The sequence below is a fragment of the Aeromonas sp. L_1B5_3 genome (genome assembly GCF_963866575.1).
Taxonomy (GTDB): domain Bacteria; phylum Pseudomonadota; class Gammaproteobacteria; order Enterobacterales; family Aeromonadaceae; genus Aeromonas; species Aeromonas jandaei.
Genome location: NZ_CAWMDN010000003.1, coordinates 1 through 25,088, shown reverse-complemented (window position 1 = coordinate 25,088; position 25,088 = coordinate 1). Strand labels below are relative to the sequence as shown.

General features: G+C 62.4%; 18 protein-coding genes. 5 read left to right on the top strand and 13 right to left on the bottom strand.

Going from position 1 to position 25,088, the window contains the following annotated elements:
* Positions 1-249 precede the first annotated feature (249 nt).
* The gene (locus AACR93_RS01135; RefSeq protein ID WP_043852111.1) at positions 250-2,190 is read right to left on the bottom strand and encodes an amidohydrolase; all 1,941 of its coding nucleotides are present in this window, start codon (positions 2,188-2,190) and stop codon (positions 250-252) included.
* 226 nt (positions 2,191-2,416) lie between these two features.
* On the opposite strand from AACR93_RS01135, the gene AACR93_RS01130 reads away from it, so the two are divergent.
* Positions 2,417-3,136, top strand: a complete 720-nt coding sequence (locus AACR93_RS01130) for a TetR/AcrR family transcriptional regulator (RefSeq protein WP_231557002.1) — start codon at positions 2,417-2,419, stop codon at positions 3,134-3,136.
* 379 nt (positions 3,137-3,515) lie between these two features.
* Here the strand turns inward: AACR93_RS01130 and AACR93_RS01125 are convergent, their stop codons facing one another.
* The 5 genes from AACR93_RS01125 to phnR all read right to left on the bottom strand — a co-directional run bounded on the left by AACR93_RS01125 (position 3,516) and on the right by phnR (position 9,886).
* Positions 3,516-4,922 carry an FAD-dependent oxidoreductase gene (locus AACR93_RS01125; protein ID WP_043852110.1) on the bottom strand — a complete coding sequence of 469 codons (1,407 nt, stop codon included), beginning with the start codon at positions 4,920-4,922 and terminating at the stop codon, positions 3,516-3,518.
* Positions 4,923-4,940: 18 nt separating this feature from the next.
* Positions 4,941-6,677 (bottom strand): putative 2-aminoethylphosphonate ABC transporter permease subunit, encoded by a 1,737-nt coding sequence (locus AACR93_RS01120; protein ID WP_043852109.1) that lies wholly within the window; start codon positions 6,675-6,677, stop codon positions 4,941-4,943.
* Positions 6,674-7,768, bottom strand: a complete 1,095-nt coding sequence (locus AACR93_RS01115) for a putative 2-aminoethylphosphonate ABC transporter ATP-binding protein (RefSeq protein WP_043852108.1) — start codon at positions 7,766-7,768, stop codon at positions 6,674-6,676. The genes AACR93_RS01120 and AACR93_RS01115 overlap by 4 nt, the downstream gene beginning before the upstream one ends.
* Before the next feature lie 272 nt (positions 7,769-8,040).
* The gene (locus tag AACR93_RS01110) at positions 8,041-9,060 is read right to left on the bottom strand and encodes a putative 2-aminoethylphosphonate ABC transporter substrate-binding protein (protein ID WP_043852107.1); all 1,020 of its coding nucleotides are present in this window, start codon (positions 9,058-9,060) and stop codon (positions 8,041-8,043) included.
* A gap of 118 nt (positions 9,061-9,178) precedes the next feature.
* Complete coding sequence (phnR, locus tag AACR93_RS01105) at positions 9,179-9,886, bottom strand: phosphonate utilization transcriptional regulator PhnR (protein WP_005300236.1); 708 nt, start codon at positions 9,884-9,886, stop codon at positions 9,179-9,181.
* Between the two features lie 265 nt (positions 9,887-10,151).
* On the opposite strand from phnR, the gene phnW reads away from it, so the two are divergent.
* From phnW to phnX, 3 genes are read left to right on the top strand one after another with little or no spacing between them, the layout of a single operon-like run.
* Positions 10,152-11,294 carry a 2-aminoethylphosphonate--pyruvate transaminase gene (gene phnW, locus AACR93_RS01100; RefSeq protein WP_043852106.1) on the top strand — a complete coding sequence of 381 codons (1,143 nt, stop codon included), beginning with the start codon at positions 10,152-10,154 and terminating at the stop codon, positions 11,292-11,294.
* Entirely contained in the window at positions 11,291-12,730 is a 1,440-nt protein-coding gene (locus AACR93_RS01095; RefSeq protein WP_043852105.1) for an aspartate aminotransferase family protein, read from the top strand. Before phnW ends, AACR93_RS01095 begins: the two co-directional genes overlap by 4 nt.
* Positions 12,723-13,562, top strand: a complete 840-nt coding sequence (phnX, locus tag AACR93_RS01090; protein ID WP_043852104.1) for a phosphonoacetaldehyde hydrolase — start codon at positions 12,723-12,725, stop codon at positions 13,560-13,562. Before AACR93_RS01095 ends, phnX begins: the two co-directional genes overlap by 8 nt.
* A 140-nt stretch (positions 13,563-13,702) precedes the next feature.
* Here phnX and nrfF read toward each other — a convergent pair whose 3' ends face one another.
* From nrfF to nrfA, 7 genes are all read right to left on the bottom strand, one after another.
* The gene (gene nrfF / locus AACR93_RS01085) at positions 13,703-14,905 is read right to left on the bottom strand and encodes a heme lyase NrfEFG subunit NrfF (protein ID WP_043852103.1); all 1,203 of its coding nucleotides are present in this window, start codon (positions 14,903-14,905) and stop codon (positions 13,703-13,705) included.
* Complete coding sequence (locus AACR93_RS01080; protein ID WP_043852102.1) at positions 14,902-15,477, bottom strand: DsbE family thiol:disulfide interchange protein; 576 nt, start codon at positions 15,475-15,477, stop codon at positions 14,902-14,904. Before AACR93_RS01080 ends, nrfF begins: the two co-directional genes overlap by 4 nt.
* Positions 15,474-17,441 carry a heme lyase NrfEFG subunit NrfE gene (nrfE, locus tag AACR93_RS01075; protein ID WP_043852101.1) on the bottom strand — a complete coding sequence of 656 codons (1,968 nt, stop codon included), beginning with the start codon at positions 17,439-17,441 and terminating at the stop codon, positions 15,474-15,476. Before nrfE ends, AACR93_RS01080 begins: the two co-directional genes overlap by 4 nt.
* Positions 17,442-17,590: 149 nt before the next feature.
* Positions 17,591-18,544 carry a cytochrome c nitrite reductase subunit NrfD gene (gene nrfD / locus AACR93_RS01070; RefSeq protein ID WP_043852100.1) on the bottom strand — a complete coding sequence of 318 codons (954 nt, stop codon included), beginning with the start codon at positions 18,542-18,544 and terminating at the stop codon, positions 17,591-17,593.
* A gap of 87 nt (positions 18,545-18,631) precedes the next feature.
* The gene (gene nrfC, locus AACR93_RS01065) at positions 18,632-19,312 is read right to left on the bottom strand and encodes a cytochrome c nitrite reductase Fe-S protein (protein WP_043852099.1); all 681 of its coding nucleotides are present in this window, start codon (positions 19,310-19,312) and stop codon (positions 18,632-18,634) included.
* Positions 19,309-19,908: a cytochrome c nitrite reductase pentaheme subunit gene (gene nrfB / locus AACR93_RS01060; RefSeq protein ID WP_043852098.1), complete on the bottom strand. Its 600-nt coding sequence runs from the start codon at positions 19,906-19,908 to the stop codon at positions 19,309-19,311. Before nrfB ends, nrfC begins: the two co-directional genes overlap by 4 nt.
* A 51-nt stretch (positions 19,909-19,959) precedes the next feature.
* Positions 19,960-21,405: an ammonia-forming nitrite reductase cytochrome c552 subunit gene (gene nrfA / locus AACR93_RS01055; RefSeq protein WP_043852097.1), complete on the bottom strand. Its 1,446-nt coding sequence runs from the start codon at positions 21,403-21,405 to the stop codon at positions 19,960-19,962.
* Between the two features lie 751 nt (positions 21,406-22,156).
* On the opposite strand from nrfA, the gene AACR93_RS01050 reads away from it, so the two are divergent.
* Positions 22,157-25,088 (top strand): retention module-containing protein (locus AACR93_RS01050; protein WP_043852096.1); only part of this gene is annotated, 2,932 nt, incomplete at its 3' end.

Sequence of the window (25,088 nt, the reverse complement as noted above, 5' to 3'; positions counted from 1 at the left end):
GGGGCAACCCGCTGGCCATGCTGGTTGCCAATGCCCCTCCGATTTGAGGCAAAGGGCCAAGCCGAACTCAGGTTAGCTCCAGCTTATCGACCCTTGCACCGCGCACCTTGCCATCAGGGCTTGCTATCACTCCCCGAACTAAAAATGCCGACCCAAAGGTCGGCATTTTGCTTTTAAGAGGCACTGGTCTGGCTGCATACGCTCAGATCGCCGCTGACCAGATGCTCACGCTCGCCATTGTGCTTGAGCCTATTGGCTAAAGACCGTCTGCCCGCGAAAGACGGTGCGGGTGACTTTGGTGTCGGCGATCTGCTCCGGTTTGCCGGCGGCGACCAGCTGGTAGAGATCCCGATCCAGCACGATAAAGTCGGCCGATTTGCCCGCTTCGATGGAGCCGCTGATAGCCTGCTGGCGCACCGCACGGGCGCCGTTGATGGTGTAGGCATCCAGCATCTGGTCGAGGGTGATGCGCTGGCTCGCCCGAAAGTCATCGCCGCTCTGGGGCGCATGGTTGACCCCGGCGGCCATATTGGCGAAGGGGCGCGGATCGCGGCTGTCGACCGGCGCATCGCTGCCGGCCACCAGAATGGCCCCCGCCTTGCGCGAGCTGGCTACCGGATAGAGCGCCTGCTTGAGATACCCCTTGGGATCGTACATCGACTCGTGCAGGGATTGCCCCTTGCGGGTCGGCTGGATAAAGGGGGTGACCAGCATGTCATATTCGGGCTGGGGGTTGGTCCAGGCGTAGGTGAAGGTGAGGTAGAGGCCAAGCTGGCCGAGCCGCTGCTGATCGTCCGGATGCACCACCTGCAGATGGGCGAGGGTGTGGGGAATGCCGTGATCGCCGTTGCTGGCGCGGGCCGCTTCCAGCGCATCGAGGGCCATGCGGGTAGTGCGATCGCCGATGCTGTGCATATGGATGCTAAAGCCCGCCTTGTCGAGCGCTCCCACGTAGCGGTTCAGATCGGCGGCGCGGTAGTTGACCAGCCCCTTGCTGCCGGCATCCTCGCTGTTGGCGGTGATGGTGACCTGTTCGCCACCCTGATCCGTGGCGAGGTGGGGGGTCTGGTAGTTGGTCAGCATGCCGGCGTTGGGCAGGAAGGGGGGCGTGCTGAAAGGATCCCCCTCCAGTACCCCGTCGAGGAAGATCTTGACCGCATCGGCCTTGATCAGCGGGTCACCCGCAAACTGGTCGCGCACCCGGTTGGCCTTGGCCAGATGGCCGCCGATATCGAGCTTGCCGCTGTAGTCATCCTCGTGAAAACAGGTGGCGGCGGTGACCCGCATATTGAGCAACCCCTTCTCTTCCATCTCCCGCAGGCGATCGCGGATAAAGTCGGTGGCGCAGGCATCCTGAATGCTGGTGATGCCGCGCGAGGCCATCAGGGTCGAGACGGCGGGCAGGATCTGGCGATACTGGTTCGCCGCCTGTTCGTCGTGGGCGCTGAGCAGGCCGCTGTCGGGGGAGGGGATGGCGCTGCGGGCCCCTTCGCGAATGACGCCACTATCGAGATCCACATAGGGTTTGAAGGGGGCAAAGAGGCCGCCCGGCGCCAGGGTGGCGGCGGTGAAGCCAATCTGTTTGCCGCTTTTATCGGTCGCCAGCGCCAGTGCCCGCGAGTTGTAGGCGCTGGCGTGGCCATCGACCCCGGCCAGTACCACCGGATTGTCGGGAGCGGCAGCATTGAGGGCCGCCAGCACGGTTTTATAGGCGGCGGTGGGGGCGTTGCCCTCGTAGGGAGACCACTGGTTGATCACCAGCCAGTCGCCAGCCTTGGGGGCGTAGCGGGGCAGGCAGCTCTTCACCTTGGTCGCCAGCTCGCCGAGATCGACCGGCTTGCCGTCGAGATCGCACATATCGAGCGCCACCGTGCCCAGCAGGTGGATATGGTTGTCGTGCAACCCCGGCAGCACCATCTTGCCCTGCAAGTCGACCACCTGGGTGTCGGGAGTGGTGAGCGCCTCGGCCCCCTGCCGGTTGCCCACATAGAGGAACTGGCCGCCGCTCACCACCATGGCCTCTGCCACCTGGCGCTGACCATCCTGAGTGTGGATCTTGCCGTTGAGATAAAGAGTGCGTGCGGCGGTGGGCGGCTGCCCCTGCTGGCAACCCGCCAGCGTGACGGCCAGCAGCGGGGCGAGCAGCAAAAAAGTGCGGGAACGGGCGTGATGTGGTGCCTTGCAATCCATGCAGTGATCTCCTTGAGGGTCGGGTTTTGTGCAGTGTTTACTGCACATTTCACGATCTCTTTATGGCTGCTTGGTCAAAAAATGCCAGCAATTGCTGCAAATATTTAACGTTTTGTTTACCATGTCACATCAATCGGCGGCGAGCGGGGCGCAGTGCCCGCTTTGCTGAGGTACCAAGATCTACCGCCAGAGCGCCTTGCCGATGGGCCAACAACAGGGAGGAGTGATGTCAGAGGAGTCAGTGACCGAGGGGCCGTTACCCCAAGTGTTTGCCATGCGCCGCCAACCCAAGCAGCAGCGCAGTCAGGCGGTGGCCAGCCGTATCGAGGAGGCGACCCTGAGCCTGTTGCAGGAGCAGGGCTTTGCGGCCCTTAACACCAATGCCATCGCCGATCGGGCAGGGGTGGGGATCAAGTCGCTCTACCACCTCTATCCCAACAAGGAGGCGATCATCGGCCGCCTCGCCATGGGGTGGCTGGCGGCGGTCTGCGAGGCGCAGGAGCAGATCCGCATTCAGGCGACCAGCTGGCCGCAGGCGCTGGTGCTGCTCGACGAGGCACTGGAGGCGCTGGAGCGCCGCTTTGTCGGCTATGGCGCCCTCTGGCATGCGATGGATCTCATCCCCGAGCTGCATGCGCTGGAGCAGCAGCACGAGCGGGGCCAGATTGACTTCTGGTCATCCATGTTGCGTGACTTTGGCTGCCGCTGGCCGGAGGCGGAGCTCACGACGCTGGTGCGCTACTTCTATCGCTCCGCCGATGTCACCAAGCAGTGCACCCGGAGTGATGGGGATCTCGGCCAGCAGATGTGGCTGCTGCACCGCCACTGGAGCGAGCAGCTGATCGCCGCCGCCATTGCCGAGCCCGACCCCGAGCGGGTGTGGCAGGCAAGGCCGGCGCTGCTGCTGGGTACGGAAGTACCGGCGGCCGACAAGTGGCGGCGATAAACCGCGCCCAAGCGTAGCGGGCTGGCACTCTTTGCCCTGATCGGCGGGGCTTTTCGGCGTGGTTCTCTCTGGCGCGATATCCCTGCAAGGCGGCGCCGTGTCAGCCTGATTGTTGCGCAAGTGAGATGATGTTTATTGATAGTGTTTCGTTGGTGAAACAGTGCTGTTGGCAGCAGGTTGGGCACCGTGTGTGCCGCGCCTTGTCTATGCCGTCCGATGCCCTCCGATCCGGGTGATGCGGCGCGGAGCTGATCGCAGGTTTTTGCCGTGCGGGATCTGATGGCCTATGGCGCCAATAGCAAAGCGCCGACCCTGGGGTCGGCGCTTTGCTTGATGCAGTCAGATGGGGCAGAAGCGTGCGGAATTGGTATTACCGCGCTTACTTGTCTGCCTTGCCAGCGGCATCGGCAAGTTTGGCCAGCTGTTTGTCATACCAGGCTACCGGGCGGTTCTCATCTTCCGCCCGCTCCTTGCGCCGGATGGCGTTGCGCACCGCCATGGCGCCCAGCCAGCGAAAGGGTTCGGGCGGAAAATAGCCGCGCGGGCCGCTGACCAGCGCGCAGTCGCGCCACGGCTTGTCCGCTTCCCGCACCTCATCGCGCACCAAGGCCGCCAGGATCTGGCCACCGATCCAGCTCTGCGCCACCCCGTTGCCAGAGTAGCCGAGGCCATAGACGATATTGGGCTGCCCTCGCCAATGGCCGAAGAAGGGGAGGCCATCCACCGAGCGGTCGGAGGCACCGCACCAGCTGGCGGCGATGGGCACCTCTTTGAGCGCCGGAAAGAAGCGGCGCAGGGTGCGGGTGAGAGGGGCAAGATAACGACTGGGGGCATCGAACTCGGCCAGATGGCGGTTGGCAAAGGCGAAGGTGTTGCCCCCCTTGCCCAGCATCAGCCGCCCTTGCGGGGTGGAGCGGTAGTAATGGACAAAGGTGCGGCCATCCACCACGGAGCGGCCGTGCGCAAGCTGCTGGGCGGCCAGTGCATCCGGCGCGGGGTCGGTTATCACCATATCGGAGGAGACCAGCACGATACTGCGGCGAAACTCGCGAAAGTGCTTCACCATGGCGCTGTTGAGGGCCAGCACCACCTTGCGGGCACGTACCTCACCTTGCGGCGTTTGCACCCGCGCAGGCTGGCCCGCCTCAAGGCGCTGCATGGGAGAGTGCTCATAGACCTCGACCCCCAATTCCCGCGCTACCCGCAGCAGGCCACGTACCAAGAGCGCCGGTTGCACCGAACCAGCGTGGGGGCTGTAGAGTCCCTCCAGATGAACGTGGGAGCCGCTCTGGCTCGCCAGTTCACCCTCTTCAATCGCCTGCCACTGGTTAAGGTCGGCGCGCTGTAGCTCCCGCAATACCGGCTCCATCAGGCCGCGCTGCGCCTCGCTGGTGGCGGTGTAGCAGGTGCCCTCGACCCTCAGCTGTGCCTCTATGTTGTGCGTTTCGCAGAAGCGGGCGATCTCGTGTACCGCCTGCTCGGATCTTTGCACCAGCCAGGCGGCCTGATCTTCGCCAAAGAGGCGCTTTAAGGTCAGGTATTTGGCCGACCAGGTGAGCAAACAGCCGCCGTTGCGCCCGGAGGCGCCGCTGCCGCACAGGTCTTTTTCCAGCACCATGATGCGCAAGTGTGGCTCGGCCTGTTTAAGGGCGATGGCGCTCCACAGCCCGGTAAAGCCGCCGCCGACGATGCAGACATCGGCCTCGTGGTGGCCGACCAGGGGGATGGGGTGCGCGGGTTGTTCGGCGGCGAGCGCTTCGGCCAGCCAGAAGGGGAGAGTGGACATGATGACTCCTCGATAAGATTATTGGTGGCGCCAGCGCTGGGTGCGATCCAGCAGGGCGCGGCTCAAAAAGAGCTGGAGCAGCTTGACGGTGGCAGCGGCCAGCAGGATCAGGGTGGCCATGGCGGCGGCTGCGGCGGTATCGCCGGAATCCTCCATGTTCAGCACGGCGATGGAGGCGAGCACGCTGTCGCTCGAATAGAGGAAGATCACCGCCGAGGTGGTGGTCATGGCGTTGACGAACAGATAGATGAAGATCTCCAGCAGCGCTGGCAGGGAGGCGGGCAGGGTGACCCGCAAGAACGCCTTCCAGAGCGGAATGCGCAATGAGATGGCCACCAGTTCCAGCTCCTTGGGCAACTGCTTGAGGCTGGTCAGCGCTGTCATATGGCCCACGGTGTAGTAGTGGATGACGCAGGAGAGCACCATCAGTGGCAGGGTGCCGTAGAGGCCGCCAAAGAGCGGATTGCCGTTGAAAAAGAAGATGTAACCCAGCCCCAGCACCATGCCGGGCACCGCCAGCGACAGCATGGCAAGCAGATGCAGCAGCTGGCGCAGCGGCGCGAAGTGGCGCCCCTTCTCCTGCGCCCAGGCCAGCACCATCACCAGCACGGTGCCGATCAGCGCGGTATAGAGGCCCAGTTGCAAGGTGTTGGTAAAGGGCTGCCAGCCATAGACGCTGTTGCTGTCAAAGGCGTAGTGATCCAGCGTCAGAGCGAGGTTGTAGGGCCAGAACTGCACCAAGGATCCGTAAACCGCCATCCCCACCAGCGCCAGAAACAGCAGGGCCCAGAGGGTACACCAGCCGAGCGCCAGCAGATCTCGCAGCCGATGGGGCTTGGGGCTATAGGGCACCGCCTTGGTGCTGCTCTGCTCCTGCATCTTGCTGCGCACTCTGTGCTCCAGGGCAAAGCTCAAGAGCGCCGGCAGCAGCAGGGTGACGCTGGCAACGGCGCCCAGCGAGAAGTTCTGCATCCCGATCACCTGCCGGTAGATATCGGTGGCCAGCACGCTGTACTGGCCGCCAATCACCTTGGCCACCCCGAAGTCGCAGATGGTGAGGGTGAAGACGGCGATGGCGGCGCTGAGCAGGCCATAACGGGCGGTGGGCAGGGTGACGGTGACAAAGGTGCGCCAGCCGCTGCTGCCCAGCACCCGGGAGGCTTCATAGAGGCGGGCATCGCTCTGACCGAGCGCCGTGATAAGGATCATCAAAGCGTGGGGGAAGCACCAGAAGCCCAGACCAATGACGATGCCGATGGGGCCGTAGATGCTCTCGCCGCCGAGCAGCCCCTTGGCTATCCCCTGATTGCCAAACCAGTAGACCAGACTGATGGCGGGTAACAGGGAGGGCATCAACAGCGGAATAAGGCCAATGAGGCGAAACAGGGGCTTGCCCGGCATGCAGGTGCGGGTGAGGGCATAGGCGTAGCCAAAGGCGATGGTTACCACGAGCGCGGTGATCAGCACCCCGAGCCAGAGGGTATTGCCGATGGTGCGCCCCAGATGAGGGGAGTCGAAGTAGGCGCTGAAGTTGGCAAGGCCCACCCAGAGGCCGTTCTCATCCTGCAGGCTCTTTTGCAGCATGGTGAGCAGCGGCAACAGCAAACCGCCGGTGAGCAGGGCGATGCCGAGCACCAGCAGGAACAGTTGCAGCAGCTGATCCCGGCTCCAGCCGCGACAGAGCCGCTGCCAGCGGGATTCTGGCCGGACTGTCGCTGGTGGCAACAGGGAGGAGGTCGCAAGGGGGGCTGTCATGGGCGCTCTCCTTCAAACAGCTGCATCGCTCCGGCGGGCCAGTGCAGCGAGCAGCGCATGCCGCTGCGCCAGCCACCCTGTTCGTAGTGGGGCAGCTCGTGGGTCGGGCGCTCCACCAGGATCTGCTGCGGGCCCAGATAGGTGTCGGCGGTGCAGATAAGGCGCTGGGCGGCGCCGAGAAACTCCACCTGATCGATGGTTGCTTCAATGCCATGTTGCCCAAGATACGGCTCGCTCGGCGCACTCAGGGTGATCGCCTCGGGGCGGATCGCCACCTGCAATTTGCTGCCGGCTGCGGCCCGGTTGGCAAGTGTCAGCGGCTGCTCGTTAAGGCGCACCTGAGTGGGGCTCAGCACCAGGGTGTCGAGGAAGTTCATGGTGCCGACAAAGCTTGCCACGAAACGGCTGGCAGGCTGGTGGTAGATCTCCTGAGGGGTGCCTACCTGTACAATGCGGCCGCCCTCCATCACCACGATGCGATCGGCCATGGTCAGCGCCTCTTCCTGATCGTGGGTCACCATGATGGTGGTAATGCCAAGGCGCTGCTGCAGGGCGCGGATCTCGCTGCGAAGATGGGTGCGCACCAGTGCATCCAGCGCGCTGAGCGGTTCGTCCAGCAACAACAGACCGGGGGAGAGGGCGAGCGCCCGGGCCAGCGCTACGCGTTGCTGCTGGCCGCCGGAGATCTGGCTCGGGTATTTGTGGGACTGGGCAGTGAGATCCACCAGCCCCAGCCAGTGATCGACCCGCTCCTTGATGAGATCCCGCGCCAGCCCCTGATTCTCAAGGCCGAAGGCGATGTTCTGGGCCACCGTCAAGTTGGGGAAGAGGGCATAGGACTGAAACACGATGCCAAAATCGCGCTCCTGGGGCGGCAGGCGGGAGATATTGCGCCCCCCTTGCCAGATCTCGCCGCTGTCCGGCAGATCCAGCCCGGCGATGGCTCTGAGCAGGGTAGTTTTGCCGCAGCCGGAGGGGCCGAGAAAGCAGATAAACTCCCCCGGCTCAATGGTCAGAGAGATCTCTTTAAGGGCCTGAAAAGCACCGAACTGCTTGTTGAGATGTTGAATGTCCAGATAGGGCTGGGTCATGGTTCGACTCGCTACTGATTTGGTATATACCAGTTTGCGGGTGAAGTGTGACGGTCAGGTGATCGGGGGATGACAGCTTGATGACAGTCAAATGAGATCGGGTCGCCAACAAGTGGCTGGGCTCTGTGTGGATGGGCGAAGCGTCGCTAATTGAAGGCAATACAAACTCGGAAAGTTAAAACCAAAAAGCGAAGGCCAACAGCTGTTGGCCTTCGACTGGCAGTTTATTGGCAGCGGTGTGTCTGGCGTGAACAAATCGCCGCCCTTCACGCTTACTGTTTGGCTTCGGTCTTGCCGTCGAAGCTGGCGCTCCACTGGGCCAGGATGGCGTTACGCTCGCGGGCTGCCCAGCTAAAGTCGTTGTCGATCATCTGGCCTTTGATATCCGCCGGATAGCCCGCTCTCGGTTGGGCTACATCGGGGATGGCGACCACGGCGAACGACTTGTTGTAGAGGGCGTTGGCCTGTTCGGTGGCGGCAAAGTCGAGCAGCTGTTTGGCGGCTTCCAGCTTGGGGGTGCCCTTGATGATGGCGGCAGCTTCCATATCCCAGCCCGACCCCTCTTTCGGGAACACCACCTTGATGGGGGCACCCTTGGCCTTGAGGCTGGTGGCCGGGAAGTCGAAGGAGATACCGATCACCGTCTCGCCGCTGGCGGCCAGCTTGCAGGGGGCGGAGCCCGAGTGGGTGTAACGGTCGATGTTCTGGTGCAGGCCGTTCATAAATTGCCAGCCCTGCTTCTCGCCCATGGTCTGCAGCCAGCCAGCGACGCTCAGGTAACCGGTGCCGGAGGAGCTGGGGTTGGGCATGATCACCTTGCCCTTGTAGATTGGTTTGGTGAGGTCGGCCCAGCTGGTGGGCGCCGGGATCCCCTGTTTTTCTGCCTCTACCTTGTTGAAGCAGATGGCACTGAAGAAGGCGTCCAGACCGATCCAGTGCGGCTCGGCCTTGCTGTCGCGAAAGCGGCTGTCGAGCTTATCCAGTCCTTTCGGTGCATAGGCATTGAGCATCTGCTGCTGATCGAGCTGCATCAGGCTGGTGGCGGCCAGTCCCCATACCACATCCGCTTTGGGCTGGGCTTTTTCTGCCAGCAAGCGGGCGGTGACCACGCCGGTGGAGTCACGCACCCACTTGATGTTGATGTCCGGATGCTGGCGTTCGAACGCGGTTTTCAGCTCGTTGAGCTGCTCCGGTTCGAAGGCGGTGTAGACGGTGAGATCGGTCGCGGCCAGTGCCGGGGCGGTCATGGCAGCCAGCACGGCGGCGGCCAGCAGATGGGTTCCCTGTTTCATCCTCTTCTCCAGTTAAATTGGTTTGGTATAAACCAGATTGGTCGAGAGAGGCTAGGGGATCTTTATGACGTGACCGTGACAGCCCCGTGACGTTTTGCCGTTCCTGATTTATCCGTGACTAATCCTGGGTATCCACCTCGATCTCCAGACTGTCGTGGCGCCAGTACTCCAGATCGAAGTCGAGCACCCGGCCGTGCTGATCGAAGTTGAGCCGCTCGAGGCGCAGGGCGGGCAGGCCGGCGGTGGCCCCCAGCGCCTTGGCTACCTCGTCCGGCAGGGCGGTGGGGAAGAAGCGCACCTGCATGCGGGCGTAGTGGAGATCGTAATGGGCCTGGTAGATCTCGGTCAGACTGCCGTTGAGATCCAGCTCCAGCAGGCCGGGCACCCGCTCTGGCAGGCAGTGGTTCTCGCAGTAGCAGATGGCGCGCCCGTTGGCGTAGCGCAGTCGCTTGAGCAAAAAGAGGCTGTCAAACGGCTTGAGCTGCAGTTGCGCCATCAACGCGGGCGGCACCGCCTGACGGCTTTTCTCCAGCAGTTCGGTGCGCGGCTCACCCCCTTGCTCCCGCACTATCTGGTGAAAGTTGGAGGTGCGTCTGGGGTTCAAGCGAAAGCGCGGCGGGGTGACGAACCAGCCGCGGCGATCTTCCCGATAGATAAGGCCGTTCGCCTCCAGCTGCACCAGTGCCTCGCGGATGGTGACTCTTGTGGTGCCATAGAGTTCCCCCAGCAGCCGCTCGGAGGGAAGCTTGTCGTTGGGGGCCAGCCCCCCCGCCAGGATCTGGTTGGCGAGGGCATCCTTGATCTGCAGGTATTGTGGTTTGCTCATGAAAATCCCTGGTTTTGCAATAAGTTGTGCAATGAGTTGGACAATGGGCTGGGCACAGGGCAGGTCATCAGCCCGGTCGTTACACGGCAACATCAATATGCGTTGGTAGATACCAGAATCGCCCCTGTTGTTCAGGCTTCCTAGATTATCGCGATCCCGGCGCTGAAAATGAATTTTTTGTTGCACGTAGCGCCACCCCTTTGACCTTGGCGGGGCAGTTACCCACAATGCGCTCATTCTGGTATATACCAAATGGAGTGAAGTCATGACCCATATTCCTGCGGCCCCTGCCGCCGTCGATTACCTGCTGCTGACCCCGGGCCCCCTCTCGACCACCGCCACGGTGCGCGCCGCCATGCTGCAAGACAGCTGTACCTGGGATGCGGACTACAACCAGGGCGTGGTGGAGCCCATCCGCCGCGAGCTGGTGCGCCTCGCCACCGGCCCTGAGTATGAAAGTGACTACAGCGCCGTCTTGCTGCAGGGGAGTGGCAGCTATGTGGTGGAGAGCGTACTGGGCTCGGCGATAGGCGTCGATGAGTGTCTACTGATCATCAACAACGGCGCCTACGGTGCCCGCATGGGGGAGATGGCCCGCTGCCTTGGCCTGCGTCACCATGAGCTGGACTGCGGCGAGACCACCCGCCCGGAGCCCGCCACCATCGAGGCGATGCTGGCGCGCCACCCCGAGATCACTCATCTGGCCATGGTGCACTGCGAGACCACCACCGGCATGCTCAATCCGCTCGATGATGTAGCTGAGCTCTGCCAGCGCCGCGGCATTCGCCTGATCGTCGATGCCATGAGCAGCTTTGGCGGTATCCCCATCGACATGGGACGCCTTGGCATCGAGTTTCTTATCAGCTCGGCCAATAAGTGCATTCAGGGGGTACCGGGCTTTGGCTTCGTCATCGCCCGCCGCGTGGCGCTCACGGCCTGCGCCGGTCGTGCCCGCTCGGTCTCCCTCGACCTGCATGCCCAGTGGCAGACCATGGAGCAGCAGGGGGGCAAGTGGCGCTTTACCTCGCCCACCCATACCGTGCTTGCCTTTGCCCAGGCCCTGCGCGAGCTGGACGAAGAGGGGGGCATTGAAGCCCGCCATCAGCGCTACAGCGAGAATCAGCGCACGCTGGTGGCGGGGATGGCTGCCCTCGGCTTTGCGCCGCTGCTGCCCGAGCAGTGGCAGTCTCCCATCATCACCGCCTTCTACTCTCCGGCTCACCCTGACTACCGCTTCGCCGACTTCTACCAGCGGCTCAAGGCACAGGGCTTTGTTATCTATCCGGGCAAGGTCTCGCAAGCCGATTGCTTCCGTATCGGCAATATCGGTGACGTGACCCCGGAGCGGGTGCGCGAGCTGCTCGCCGCCATGGCTAGCGCCTGTTACTGGCAAGGGGACGCGCAATGACCAGCATGCTGGCTCAGGGTCGTGATCTGTGTGGCCGCGATTTGCATGAACATAAGCTGCACGGCAGCGGCCGCGCCGACAGCGAAGGGGATATCAACCTCGGCGAGGGGCGGGCGCGTTGGTGGGCTGACCAGAGCGAAGCGGTGCAGGCGGGATTGGCGGAAGATAGCCGCTACTTCCTCCATCAGGCCCTCTCTACCCCCTGTCTCGATCTGCTTGAGCGCGCGCAGGGGAGCTGGTTGACCAGCGTATCGGGCAAACGCTATCTCGATTTTCACGGCAACAGCGTCCATCAACTGGGCCACGGTCACCCCAGGGGGGTGGCCGCGGTGCAGCAGCAACTCGCCGATCTGCCGTTCGCGCCCCGCCGCTACACCCATCAGGTTGCCATCGACTGCGCCCGCACCCTGGCTGAACTGGCTCCCGGCGATCTCAACCGGGTGCTGTTCGCCCCCGGCGGCAGCGAGGTGGTGGGGATTGCCCTGAAGCTCGCCCGTTTCATCACTGGCAACAGCAAGGTGGTGTCCCTGTGGGATGCCTTTCACGGCGCCTCCCTCGATGCCATCTCGGTCGGCGGCGAGGCCTGTTTTCGCGCCGGTATGGGCCCGCTGATGGCCGGGGTGGAGCGCATCCCGCCGCCCACCCGTTATCGCGGCGTCTGGTATCGCGGGGAGGGGGATGACCTGCACTACGCCGATTATCTGGAGTACGTCATCAAGAAGGAGGGAGGGATCGGCGCCTTTATCGCCGAACCTATCCGCAACACCGATGTGCAGGTGCCCTCGAAGGCCTACTGGCAGCGGGTGCGGGAGATCTGCGATCGCCACAAGGTGCTGTTGATCGTCGACGAGATCCCCAATGCCCTGGGTCGCACCGGCCACTGCTTCAGCTTTGAAGAGTTCGGCATCGAGCCCGACATCATCTGTCTGGGCAAGGGGTTGGGGGGCGGTGTGGTGCCGTTTGCCGCGCTCATCACCCGGGACCGTTTCAATCAGGCCGCAGCTATTTCGCTCGGTCACTACACCCACGAGAAGAGCCCTATCGGCTGCGCGGCGGCGCTCGCGACCATCGCTACCATCCGCGAAGAGGGGTTGCTGGCAAAAGCGCAGGAGGATGGCGGTTTTATGGCGGCCGAGCTCGGCAAGTTGGCTAAGCGTCACCCGCTGATCGGGCAGGTGCGCGGTATCGGTATGCTCTGGGCGCTCGATCTGGTGGTCGATCATCAGAGTCGCACCCGCAATAGCCAGGCCGCCGAGCGGCTGCTCTACCGCTGTCTGGAGCTGGGGCTCAGCTTCAAGGTCTCCCAAGGGAACGTCATCCAGCTCTCGCCACCGCTCAATATCGCCCGCGCCGATCTGGTGCGCGCTATCACCATTCTCGATCGCGCCTTCGGCGAGATCGCACTTTCACCGAAACAGGAACACCACCATGACTGACTTGCAGACTGCCATCCACCCGACCACCGACGTAGAGGCGCTGATCCTCGACTGGGCCGGTACCGTCGTCGATTTCGGCTCCTTCGCCCCCACCTCCATCTTCGTAGAGGCCTTCGCCCGCGCCTATGACTTCACCGTGACCCTGGACGAAGCGCGCCAGCCCATGGGGCTGGGCAAGTGGGATCATATCGCCGTGCTGGGCCGTCTGCCCTCGGTGGATGCGCGCTGGCAGGCCCGCTTTGGCCACCCCATGAGCCATGCCGAGGTGGACCACATTTATCACACCTTTATGCCGCTGCAGATTGCCGCGGTGACCCGCTTTGCAGACTCGATCCCCGGTGTGCTGCCGGTGCTGGACGCGCTGCGGGGTCAGGGGCTGCGTATCGGCTCCTGCTCCGGTTACCCCCGTCCGGTGATGGAGGCGTTGGTACCTGCTGCGGCCGATCACGGCTATCGCCCGGATCACTGGGTCGCCACCGACGATCTCAAGGCAGGCGGTCGCCCCGGCCCCTGGATGGCGCTGGCCAACGTGATTGAGCTGGGAGTAAGCGCGGTGCATCGCTGCATCAAGGTGGATGACGCCGTGCCGGGTATCAGCGAAGGGCTTAACGCGGGCATGTGGACGGTGGGATTGTCGGTTTCCGGCAACGAGTTTGGCGCCACTTGGGACGAGTTTGCCGCCATGAGCGAGGCGGAGATCGCCGCCCGGCGCGCACCGGCCGAGGCCAAACTGAGGGCGGCGGGGGCGCACTACGTGATTGATACCCTTGCCGACATCGCCCCGGTTATCGCCAATATCAACCGCCGTCTGGCCGCTGGCGAGCGGCCTTAAGCGCACGTCGAGATATACCTGCCAAGGCGAACCAATAACAAAACACCCCCGTATGGGGGTGTTTACATTGATTGACATTGCGCAGGGCTTGGCAGGAAGAAGGCGCTAACGTCCTGAGAAGAAGCAACGGATCTGTCGGGCTAGCCCCCCATCATCCGCGCAGTCTGAATTGCCTCGATCAGCGCGGTCCGGTTGATGCGGAGTCGCTCTTCATCGAGCAGTTGCTGCCACAGCGCAATGGCTTGGCTGTAGCGACCATGCAGGAAGTGATCGGAGGCAAGCAGCATCAGGGCGCTCACTTCCCCCGCGTCCTGCTTGAGGGCGCTCTCCAGCAGGCGGGTTGCCTCGGGAGTCAGCTGCTGGCCCGCCTGATAGTAGAGCACGGTGGCCTGAGCTGCTTGAGTCGCCGCGCTGGCGCCACCCTCCAGCAGAGCGAGACGCTGATAGGCGAGCAGGGCGTTGTCGTACTCGTTCCGATAGAGATAGAGCTGGCCGAGCGCCGCCCAAGCGTCGAGATCGGTGGGGTTGGCTTGCAGACGTTGATGCAGGGCGCCCAGCTCCTTGTCCTGCAGATCCCGCGGGCTCAATCCCGCCAGCGGATCGGGGCGCGACTGATAAGCCTGCCACGCCTGATAGCGGCCGCTGCTGAGATAGACAGCTGCAACGGCTACGAATGCCATGATGCCAAGCAGCAACAGGGCCCGCCCGTGCCGGTTATTGCGGCCACGATTGTTATCCTGGCTGGCCAGTTGCGCGCGCAGGGCCAGCTCAGCCGCCGGGATGGTGTTGGCCAGGCGGGAGGCGCTCAGCTCCCTGTAGAGTGGCTGGTCTGGGGAGAGGCCCGCTTGTTCTCCACGCATGATCAACAGATTAAGTTCGCTGCGCGGGTCGGCCGCGGGTTGAGGGGGAGCCTCAACGATGGCCTTAACGACAGGGATGGGTTGCGCCATTGTGCGCGTGAGGCGGCGAAACAGGGTCAACAGCGCCAGCCCCAACAGCAGCAGGGGACCGCCCCATAGCAGCGCTGTGCTGGCCTTGAAGGGGGGATCGTAGCGCACGAAATCGCCGAAGCGCTCCGTCATGCGGGCGATCACCTGCTCATCAGACTGCCCCTCGTCCACCCAGCGGTATACCTCGAGCCGCAGATCCCGGGCGATGGGGGAGTTGGACTCCACCAGGTTCTGGTTCTGGCACTGGGGGCAGCGCAGGGCGCGGGCCAGCTCTTGCGCCCGATTTTGCAGCTTGGGATGGCGAAATTCATAGGTGTCGACCCCGCTGGCAAGGGCCCCGAGGCTCAATGCCAGCAAGAGTGGCGCTATCAGGGCGTGGCCGAGAAGGCTCATGGCTTGCTCTCCTGCACTTGTCTCTCCAGTTCGGGCTGGCCGGCGATGTTGCTGCGGGCCTTTGCAAGCAGGGGGGCAAACTGGCGTTGCCAGATCTCCCGGGTGAGCAGGCCGGTATGGCGGGTCAGCAGGGTGCCATCGCTGTCAAAGAGATAGGTCTCCGGTGTGCCGTAGACGCCGAGCTCAAGGGCCAGTTTGCCGTCGGGGTCGGCCAGCACGGCGCGATAGGGGTTGCCCGCCCGAGCGAGCCAAGCACGAGCGGTGTCCCCCTTGTCCCTGTAGTTGAGGCCGTAGAGGGGTTCTGTGCCAGCGAGCTCGCTGAGCAGCGGATGCTCGGCGCGGCAGTTGGCGCACCAGCTGGCCCAGACGTTAAGGACAAAGGGCTCCCCCTTGAGGCTGGCGGTCTGGATCGGACTCCCGTCCAGCAGATTGTCGCTCTGCCACGCAGGCAGGGTACGTCCGAGCGTTGCTTCATCCTGACTGTAGGGATTGTTGCCAAGGCCGAGCCAGAGCAGGACGCCAAGTCCCAGAGTGAGCACGAGCGGCACGAACAGGCGCAGACGGGCATTCATAAGGACTCCTGCTCAAGCCGAGGGCAGGGGGCGGTAGCTGGCGCAGGATGGCTAGCCAACAGCGGTCGGCGGGCGAGCAGACGCAGGGTGCCGCCTGCCATCATCAACAGGCCGCCGAGCCAGATCCAGCGCACCAGCGGCTTGTAGTGCAGCCGCATGGCATAGGCGCCGGGCCCCATTTTCTCACCCAGCACCACGTAGAGATCGCCGAGCATTCCCCACGCGATGCCCGGTTCGTTCATGTTCATGGTGCGCACGCTGTAGTGGCGCCGCTCCGGCGTCAGCCGTGCCACCTCTTTACCGCTCTTATGCACGCTAAGCGTGATCCGCTCGGCGGTATAGTTGGGGCCGATGATCGGCTCGCTCCCCTCATAGCGAAACTCGAAGGCGCCGAGCCGATAGGGCTGGCCTGCGGCGAGTACGGCGCCCCCCTCCTGACTGTGGTGACTCACCTGCGCGATGCCTAGGGCACACACCGCTACCCCGAGATGGGCCAGCAGGCTACCGAACCGATTGAGGGTGAGCTCGCGCAGCGACGTCGGTTGCAAGAGCGGGAGCAGCAGGCTGGCTATCAGCCAGAGGCTCACCATATTGGCGAGAAGGCCAATCCAGCTACCGGAAACCGATCCCTGTTCCAGATAGGCAAGACTAATGAGCCCGCCGCCAAGCAGGCCAAACAGCGGCGGCAACAGAGCGTTAAGTCGGGAATGTGCCGCAAGCAGCTGCCAGCGCAGGCGCGGCAGCTGGGTCATCAGCCCCATCAGGCAGAGGGCCAGCGGCACGAAGATGATATTGAAATAGGGGGCGCCCACCGAGAGCGAGCCCAGATGGAGCGACTGGAACACCATGGGGTAGAAGGTGCCGAGCAGCACGCTGGCGCAGGCCACGCAGAGCAGCAGGATAGCGGCGCCGAGCAGCCCCTCTTTTGACAGCAAGCCGAAGCGGGCATAGGGGGCGCGAATGTCTGCGCGCAGGGCAAACAGGGTGAGGGCGCAGGTCAATAGCAAACCGAGCAGCAACAAGAGGGTGAGGCCGCGGCTGGGGTCCACCGCAAAGGCGTGCACCGAGGTGAGCACCCCGGAGCGCACCACGAAGGTGCCGAGCAGGCTCAAGGCGAAGGTGAAGATGGAGAGCAACAGCACGGCGTGGCCGTAGGCGCCGCGCTTCTCGCAGACAATCAGAGCGTGCAGCAGGGCAGTGCCCAGCAGCCAGGGCAAGAGGGAGGCGTTTTCTACCGGATCCCAGAACCACCAGCCGCCCCAGCCGAGCTCGTTATAGGCCCACCAGGAGCCCAGCACGATACCGGCGGTGAGAAACACCCAGGAGCCGAGCGCCCAGGGGCGGCTCCAGTGAGCCACGGCGCCATCCAGTCGACCCGAGTGCAGTGCAGCCATGGCGAAAGCGAAGTTGACTGCAAAGCCGACGTAACCGAGATAGAGCAGGGGCGGGTGGATGATGAGGCCGATATCCTGCAGCATGGGGTTGAGGTCGCGCCCCTCCAGTGGTCCCGGGAACTGGCGGTCAAACGGGCTGGAGAAGATCAGGGTATAGAGGCCGAACAGCCCGACGATCAGCCCCATGATGGCCAATACCCGGGTGCGGATCAGCGGATCGACCCGTTTTGAACAAATCGCCACCAGCGCGCCCCACAGCCCCAGCGCAAAGACGAAGAACAGCATGGAGCCCTCGTGGCCACCCCACACGGCCGCCAACTTGAAGCCCAGCGGCAGGGCGCTGTTGGCATGCTGGGCCACATAGACCAGAGTGAAGTCATCCTGGCCAAAACAGCTGGCGAGCAGCAGCAGGGCGGCCCCGAGCAGGATGGCATTGATCAGCGCCAGCGGCTTGGCGCAGCGCAGCAGGGCAGGGGAGGCGAGCCGCAATCCCAGCCAGGGCAGCAGCCCTTGCAGCAGGGCGAGCCCGGTCGCCAGCAACAGTGAGAGATAGCCGAGCTCCGCCAGCACATGACCTCCAGTCAATTATTCGTCTATGTTATGCCGCAGCGTCTGCACCGTACCGGCGCTGGGGGATAACATCCACATTCCTGGCAATAAGCAATCGCAACAAATAAGCGCCAGTCACCCGAGGGTGGCTGGCGCTGGTGATCATACCGTTATACGACTGTCATTTGACCGGCATAAAGCACGAAGTAGCGCAGCAGCAGGATCCCCACCAGGGTCAGGCTGCAGACCAGCACCAGATGGCCGTTGCGCTCCCGCAGGGGCGCCGGGGTCAGCAGAGCCAGCAGCTGGGGCAGCAGCATGCCGATGCCCACCACCCCTATCCAGAACACCTGAGCCCAGAAGCCGCTGCCGATGGCGGCCCACATGGCCACCTCTTTCTGGCCGCCACCGAAGTAGAGGCCGGTAAAGAAGCAGACCAGCAGCAACACCTCCACCGCCAGCACCGGCCGCTCGAAGCGATGCACGAAGCTCACCCCCTGGCTGTGGTGGTTCTCCTTGAAGAGCGTCACCGCCAGCAAGATGGTGGAAGCGATGCCGGAGCTGATGCCCGAGACCAGAAACAGCACAGGCAGCACCGGGTTGTTCAGGAGCGGATAGGTCTTGAGCGCCGACAGCAGAAAGCCGGTGTAGGCCCCCAGCAGCACGGCAAGTAGCAGCAACAGCGGTACCAGCAGCCGCTCGATGCGGGCGAGCCAGCCAATCAGCCCATCCACAAATGCGAACTTCTCTTGCAGCAGGTGACGACGCAAGGTCTCGATCTCGGCCCGAAACACCACCGCCAGCCAGGCGAACAGCACCGCCATATAGAGCTGAAACAGCATGACCCCCATCGACATCACGGAGTCGAACTGGTAGTGGAACATCAGCTTCCAGAAGGTCCAGGGGCGGGCCAGATGGAAGATAAGGATCAGCAGCCCCAATATCACGCTCGCTGGCGCCAGAATGGCGGTTGCCTTGATGATGCCGCTCTCGCTGCCGGCCCCCTTGCGGCGCAGCAGCACCGAGAGGGTGGTGGCCCCGGCGGAGATGCCGAGCAGAAAGAGATAGATGGCGATGGGCCAGTCCCAGACAAGGGAAGGGAAGTGAAATGCGTCATACAACATGATCCATTCCTCCCTCTGTTACTGCGGTAGATGGCGATCGGACAAATTCCCAGACAAGGGAAGGGAAGTGAAATGCCGCTTGCATGGTCATGACGTTATCTCCCCTTTGGGCACGCGGTACATCTTGGGTGAGGTGCCGAGTGCCTGCTTGTAGCGATAGGTGGTCTCCTTCACCAGCCGTTGGGCGATGGGGCTGTCCGGATCATCCAGATTACCGAACACCAGCGCCTTGGTGGGGCAGGATTCCACGCAGGCCGGCTCCTTGCCCGCCGCCAGGTTGGTCTTGCGGCAAAAGTCGCATTTGTCCGCCACTCGGGTGACCGGGTTGATAAAGCGCACCTGATAGGGGCAGGCGGCGAGGCAATACATGCAGCCGACGCAGAGATCCGCGTCGACATCGACGATGCCATCCTCCTTGCGAATATGGGAGGCGCCGGTCGGGCAGACATGCACGCAGGGGGCGTTGTCGCAGTGCTGGCAGGACTTGCGAAAGAAGCGGTACTTGGCGTCGGGAAATTCACCGACCGGGCCTGAGCGGATGATCTCGAGGCGCGAGACCCCTTCCGGCACCTTGTTGACCTCCCGGCAGGCGTCCATGCAGGCGGTGCAGCCGATGCAGGCCGTCTCGTCGTGGATCATGCCATAGCGGATCCCGTCGATGGTCTGGCTGTGGGCGAGGGGGGTAGCAAGGGAACGAGTCGGCCCCGTCATCATGATAAGGGCCCCCGCGCCCATGCCCGCCATAAAGTCACGGCGAGAGCAGCTCATGATGCCTCCTTGCCGGTAGCCGGTTTGGACTGCTCCTGCCGGGCCTTGCTGGCCTCATGTTGCTTGCTGTGGCAGTCGACGCAGAGCTTGATGCGGGATTTTTCCGGGATCGCCACCATGGGCTCCTTGACCGGATGCAGCTGGTGGCAGCTGGTGCAGGTGAGCTTGGTGGCGTGCACGTCGTGGGCCCAAAGCGCCTCGCGCAGTGGTTTGGGCTCGTGGCAGCTCATGCATACCCCGTTCTGCTCGCTGATGGGATAAAGCTTGATGCTCTCTTTATCCTTCAGGCTGTGGCTGAAGCGCATCACATCCTTGACCCCTTCCCGGTGCTGGGGGGAGGGCTGGCCGTGGCAGTTGGTGCAGGTGACAGGCGCCAGGTTGTTAGGATTGGTCGCCTGACCATGCTTGCCGTGCATCCCCTCGCTCTGCTCCTTGTGACAGTCGGTACAGGCCTTGTCGGGATTGCGTAAAAATTCCACCTCATGTGTAGCTGGAACAAGGGCTGCAACCGGATCGGCCGCCTGACCCTGCAGGCTGGTGAACAGCATGGCTGCCATCAGCATCAGTCGTAAAAAATCCATCGTTAAATCACCCATAGGAAGCCTCCATCCGCTGCGGGCCTGGTCTGGCCGGGCCCGCAGGCGCCGTTACTGTGCCAGCCGTCCGGCCGCTTTGGCCTCGGCATCCCAGGCGGGGACCGTGGTCTTGAGGAATTGGGCCTTGTCGCTGTTGAACTGCTTCATATCCATGCCAAGGGCCGCTTGCGCTTTCTCCTTGCTGGAGATGTCGGGGATGGCGATTTCGTGGCTGATCCCCTTGCTGGCCAACAGGCGCGCCAGCTTGGTGCGGGCGTCAGCGGCTTTATCCAGCGCGCTGCCAAGTACCTTGAGGGCCACTTCGGGGGCGTGCATCTGCACCCCGTGGGATGCGATGGCGTAGTCCCAGCGCCACTGGGCGTGACGGATGTCCTGCAGAATATCCTTCATCTCTGCCTCGGTGGCGCCGGCATCCCAGGCCGCCTTGGCTTCAAAGTGGGCGTGAACCAGCTGCTTCTCGACCTTCAGCTTGGTCTCGATCACCGCCTCTTTGCGCTGTTTGACAATCCCTTGCAGTATCTTCTTGCTCTGGGTGTGGCAGTTGCGGCAGGTCTGCTCGAAGCGATCGAAGGGGTTGCCCACCTTGTGATCCGTGTAGACCTTGCCCTGCTCGTTCTGCACCTTGGGCATGTGGCAATCGACGCAGGCGACGTTGTTCTGGCCGTGAATGCCGGCACGCCAAGTTTCGTACTCGGGGTGCTGGGCTTTGAGCATAGGGGTTTTGGAGAGGGCATGAGTCCAGTCTGCAAAGCCGATTTCATCGTAATAGGCCTCCATCTGCTCCACAGTGGTGCCCTTGTCCCAGGGGAATTTGACCGCCTTGGTGGGGCCGCTGAAGTAATACTCCACGTGGCACTGGCCGCACACCTGGGACTGCTGATCGAAGCGCCCCTGCTCCTTGAACGGCTTGCCGATGGCGGTCATGGCCCGATCGGCATAGGGACGGGAGAGGTGCAGGGCCGGTTTACCCTCCTTGAACTCCTTCGAGGCGGTGTCGTGGCAGTCGGCGCAGCCAATGGTGTTGACTACTTCCGGCCCACCCTTGGCCCACATCCCTTTGAAGTAGCCATCTTCACCCTTCTCGTCGATGACGCGGGCCACATCCGGGCCTTTGCAGCTCCAGCAGGCCATGGGTAGGGGGCCATCTTCGGCGGTCTTCGGGGCGCCGGTTCGCAGGGTTTCGCGCACATCGGTCAGCGCATAGAAGTGACCGCGCGGCTTGTTGTAATCCTTGGAAAAGGGGTAGCCGGCCCAGAGCACCACCATCTGCGGATCTTCCGCCAGGGCGTCGGTTCGCTCCTTGCTCTCGCTGGTACCTTTCCAGCTGGTGAACTGATCGGCGTGATCTTTGGCGAACAGCTCGCTGCGCGCCTCGATCTTGCCCTTGGGTTGTGCCTCGTCGGCCGCCTGTGCCCAGTCGCTGGTGCCAAGGCAGGTTGTAAGCAGCAGGGCGGCAAGCCCCAGTCTGCTCTGTCTGTTGTGTGAACTCACCATCATCACTCCCAATCATTGTCCGTGTCTGGCCTGACCGGCTCCCTTTTGTGATGCGGAGATCGACACCCCGAGCGGGGTGGCAGGCCTGTTGTTATTACCGGTGAATAAACCGGATTTATGCATTTTCAGAGAGCGACGTTATCAAACTGGTAAACAAAATGATGAATTATCGGGAGGGGAGTTGCGCCAGATCAATTGGCAGCACGAGCAAAACACAGAAATGAGATCTGGGTAGAATTTTACGAAAAGTCAGGCTGTTGTGACGGTCTTGCCAAGAAAAATCAGCGGATTTTACGAAGCTGGGTAAAGGGCGTTGTGGAGGTCAGCTCACTCCTTGGCCCTATGGCCATCTCTTCTTCGTCGCTCGGCAAGAGAAATGGCTATGCGCGGCCTTAAATTTTTATTCACTTTATTATCGATAAGCGCTGCTGTTTGGCTGCACTTATTTGCACTGCTCGTTTGCCACTGGGGCTCGCTTGAAATCCGGATTAACCAGGGATTACGAAGCAAGTCTGCCAAAAGGACTATTTTTTTTCTTGAATAGGCGCATCAGCAAAGGGCTGCAGCAATATTGCGTCACAGGCTGTCGCACAAAAGGCGATGCCTGCATGACATTTATTGTACGAAATACCTTGTTTGCGGTCTCTTTTGTCGAAAATTGAGAAAAGACCCTTCAACTTGGTTGCGGTAAGATGGCTAATCCAGTCAGGTGTGCTGTTGATAATGTCGTTAATCAGGTTGTGCCGGAGGTTGTATGGCTGAGTTGCAAATTGAAAAGTCCACGGTGGTGACCCGCATAGAGGGCTCCGTGTTTGTCATCAGTGCAGATGGAGCTGTCGTACGAGCAACCGTGGGGATGGCGCTCCATCCCGGTGATCGGCTGCAAGCCGCGCAGGGGGGGCAGTTTGCACTGGCTGATGCCGATTCGCAGCCAACCGGACAACAACCTGAACCGGCCAATCCTGTTCCGGCCGATGGCAGTGAGGCGCAGCCTGATCAGGAGCTCGCTTCCCTGCAGGAGGCCATTCGCCAGGGGGTTGACCCGACCAAACTCTTTGCCGAGACCGCCGCAGGCAATGCGGCGCCGGCAGCCGGCAATATTGGTGGCGTTGCGGGCTCCAGCTCCGGCGGCTTTGTGGTGGTTGATCGCACCAATGACGCCACCCTGGCCGAGGCTGGTTTCGATACGGATCACAATGCACCTGTCGCCAACGACGAGCTGCGTTTTGCCGAAGTACGCGACTTCTTTGCCGCCATCACCATCACCGAGCCGCAGACCAGCGACAACATCATCAACGCTGACGAGGCGGCTGGCGTTATCATCCGCGGTACCGTGCTAGATGTAGAGGTCGGTCAGCCGGTCACCGTGACCCTGATTGACCAGGCAGGCAACCGACTCACCGTCACCACAGTGGTGCTGCCCGGTCTGGTCTGGGAGGCCATTTTTGGCGACGTCACCGGCAAGCTGGTGGATGGCCCCCTCACCATTCAGGCCGATACCCAGGATGCTGCCGGTAACCGTGCCAGCGATCTGGGCCAGACCCTGCTCGATACCATCACCACCATTACCCTGGATCTTGCCGATGAGAGCGACACCGGTGCCAGCCAGAGCGATGATCTGACCCGCGACAATACCCCGCTGCTGCAGGGCAAGGGGGAGCCCGGTGCCACAGTCACCCTCTCCCTTGGTGGCAGCGTGCTCACCGTACTTACCGTTGACGGCAATGGCAACTGGCAATATCAGCTGCCCGATACGCTGGCAGACGGAGCTTATGATTTTCGGGTCGACTCGGTGGATATCGCCGGCAACCGAGCCAGCGATACCCTCACTATTGAGGTTGATACCCAGGCCGCCATTGATATCGATGATCTCTATGCTGTGGAACTCTTTGGCAGCGACAATGCCACCCTGAGTGGTACCACCGCCAATGTCGAGGCGGGACAGAAGGTGACCATCACCCTGCTAGGCAGCGATGGGCAGATCCTGCTTACCACCTCTGCAGTGGTCGGTGCGGATGGCCGTTGGCAGGTATCAGGTCTTGATCTCTCCGGTATCACGCAATCTTTCGAAGTGCGTGCCAGCGTCACCGATCTGGCGGGTAATTCTGCCTTGGACGGTGCGCCGCTGATCGGCAAGAGCGAGACCTTGACCCTCTCTGAAGCCGGACTGGCCAATGGCCCAGTCACTGCGACCGGCAGCCTCAATACCGGCGCCGGGATTGATGGCAACCTGCAGGTCACCTTCGCCGCTGACCAGAGCGGCCTTGAAGGGCTGAAGCTTACCAGTCATGGAGTGGCACTCGATTACGTCTGGGGCGGCCAGACCCTGACCGCCACTGCCGGTGGGGTCACTGTCTTTACCCTGACCCTCAACAATAACGGCAGCTATCGCATCGTCTGGAACCAGAGCCTGGATCACCCCGAGAGCAAGGGGCAGACCCTGCTTAACACTCAGGAAACCTTGAGTCTGCCGTTCAACCTCGAATACCGCGACAGCGATGGTGATCTGGTGAAAGCGCCGCTGGTGATCAATCTGGTGGACAGCACTCCACCGAGCTTCGAGATCCCGGCCATTACGCTGACCGAGGATGCCTTTACCAACAGCGCCGCCGTAGTCGGAGAGAGCAGCTTTGTGGTCAAGCACACCGCCGATCCTCTGCTGGTGGATTCGCTGGTGTTCAGCAATCAGAGTGGCACCCTGGCTACCCTCAACAGCTCGGGTCTTGCCAGCGATGGCCATCCGCTGACGTTTGAATTTACCGATGATCGCACCCTGCTGGGCTACTACCTTGACAGCAATGGTCAGCGGATTGAGGTATTGCGCGCCCAACTGCTGGCTGAACAGGAGGGGAGCGATGTGGGCGGTCGGGTGGTGATCACCCTTACCGGCCCGCTCGATCATCAGGGTAGTGACAGCCTCTCGCTGGGGTTGCAGGTGAGTGCCAAAGAGATCGATGGCGATGTCACCAGTGCCGACCTGACTCTGACCATCAAGGACGGCAGTGATCCTTCGCTTGGTCTCGACAAGGGCGTTTCGCTGCAAGAAGGGGGCAACCAGCACATCGATGGTCAACTGCCGGTCACGGTGGGCAGCGATCGTCTGGTCTCCCTCAACTTTGAGGCGAGCCAGCCGGCGTTGGCGGGGCTCACCAGCCAAGGGCATCCCACCAGTTATGAGGTGCAGGGCAACCAGCTGACCGTCAAGGATTGGCAGGGCAATACGATCCTCACCGTCGCCATCGGGCTGGATGGCAAATACAGCGTCTCCCTGACCGGCGTGTTTGACGAACCGGAAGCGACCAACAGCCTCAACCTGGGCCTGAAGGTACAGGGCACCGATTTTGACGGGGACAAGAGCAACCTCGGCACCCTCAATATCACCATTACCGATGGTGCCTTGCCGCAGGTCGATCCTGTCTCCCTGACGCTCACGGAAGATAGCAATTGGCAGCAGGAGCAGACCCTTAACGGTGATTTGACCATCACCGCGGGCAGCGATCCGCTGGCCAGCATCACCTTCGATGCCAACCAGCCGGGGCTGCAAGGGTTCACCTCGGGCAAGCAGGCCGTGACCATCACGGTGGCTGATCATCTTATCGAGGGGCGTACCCCCGATGGCACGCTGGTGTTTAAGCTGACCCTTGGCAACGATGGCAAATACAGTTTCACCCTCCATCAACCGCTGG

Bases quoted from the DNA above. Each gene is read 5' to 3' on its own strand.
- AACR93_RS01125 (WP_043852110.1), bottom strand. From the start codon at position 4,922: ATGTCCACTCTCCCCTTCTGGCTGGCCGAAGCGCTCGCCGCCGAACAA.
- nrfC (WP_043852099.1), bottom strand. From the start codon at position 19,312: ATGAGCTGCTCTCGCCGTGACTTTATGGCGGGCATGGGCGCGGGGGCC.
- nrfA (WP_043852097.1), bottom strand. From the start codon at position 21,405: ATGATGGTGAGTTCACACAACAGACAGAGCAGACTGGGGCTTGCCGCC.
- phnR (WP_005300236.1), bottom strand. From the start codon at position 9,886: ATGAGCAAACCACAATACCTGCAGATCAAGGATGCCCTCGCCAACCAG.
- AACR93_RS01115 (WP_043852108.1), bottom strand. From the start codon at position 7,768: ATGACCCAGCCCTATCTGGACATTCAACATCTCAACAAGCAGTTCGGT.
- phnW (WP_043852106.1), top strand. From the start codon at position 10,152: ATGACCCATATTCCTGCGGCCCCTGCCGCCGTCGATTACCTGCTGCTG.
- AACR93_RS01135 (WP_043852111.1), bottom strand. From the start codon at position 2,190: ATGGATTGCAAGGCACCACATCACGCCCGTTCCCGCACTTTTTTGCTG.
- AACR93_RS01120 (WP_043852109.1), bottom strand. From the start codon at position 6,677: ATGACAGCCCCCCTTGCGACCTCCTCCCTGTTGCCACCAGCGACAGTC.
- AACR93_RS01095 (WP_043852105.1), top strand. From the start codon at position 11,291: ATGACCAGCATGCTGGCTCAGGGTCGTGATCTGTGTGGCCGCGATTTG.
- nrfB (WP_043852098.1), bottom strand. From the start codon at position 19,908: ATGGGTGATTTAACGATGGATTTTTTACGACTGATGCTGATGGCAGCC.
- nrfD (WP_043852100.1), bottom strand. From the start codon at position 18,544: ATGTTGTATGACGCATTTCACTTCCCTTCCCTTGTCTGGGACTGGCCC.
- AACR93_RS01130 (WP_231557002.1), top strand. From the start codon at position 2,417: ATGTCAGAGGAGTCAGTGACCGAGGGGCCGTTACCCCAAGTGTTTGCC.
- AACR93_RS01110 (WP_043852107.1), bottom strand. From the start codon at position 9,060: ATGAAACAGGGAACCCATCTGCTGGCCGCCGCCGTGCTGGCTGCCATG.
- phnX (WP_043852104.1), top strand. From the start codon at position 12,723: ATGACTGACTTGCAGACTGCCATCCACCCGACCACCGACGTAGAGGCG.
- nrfF (WP_043852103.1), bottom strand. From the start codon at position 14,905: ATGAGCCTTCTCGGCCACGCCCTGATAGCGCCACTCTTGCTGGCATTG.
- AACR93_RS01080 (WP_043852102.1), bottom strand. From the start codon at position 15,477: ATGAATGCCCGTCTGCGCCTGTTCGTGCCGCTCGTGCTCACTCTGGGA.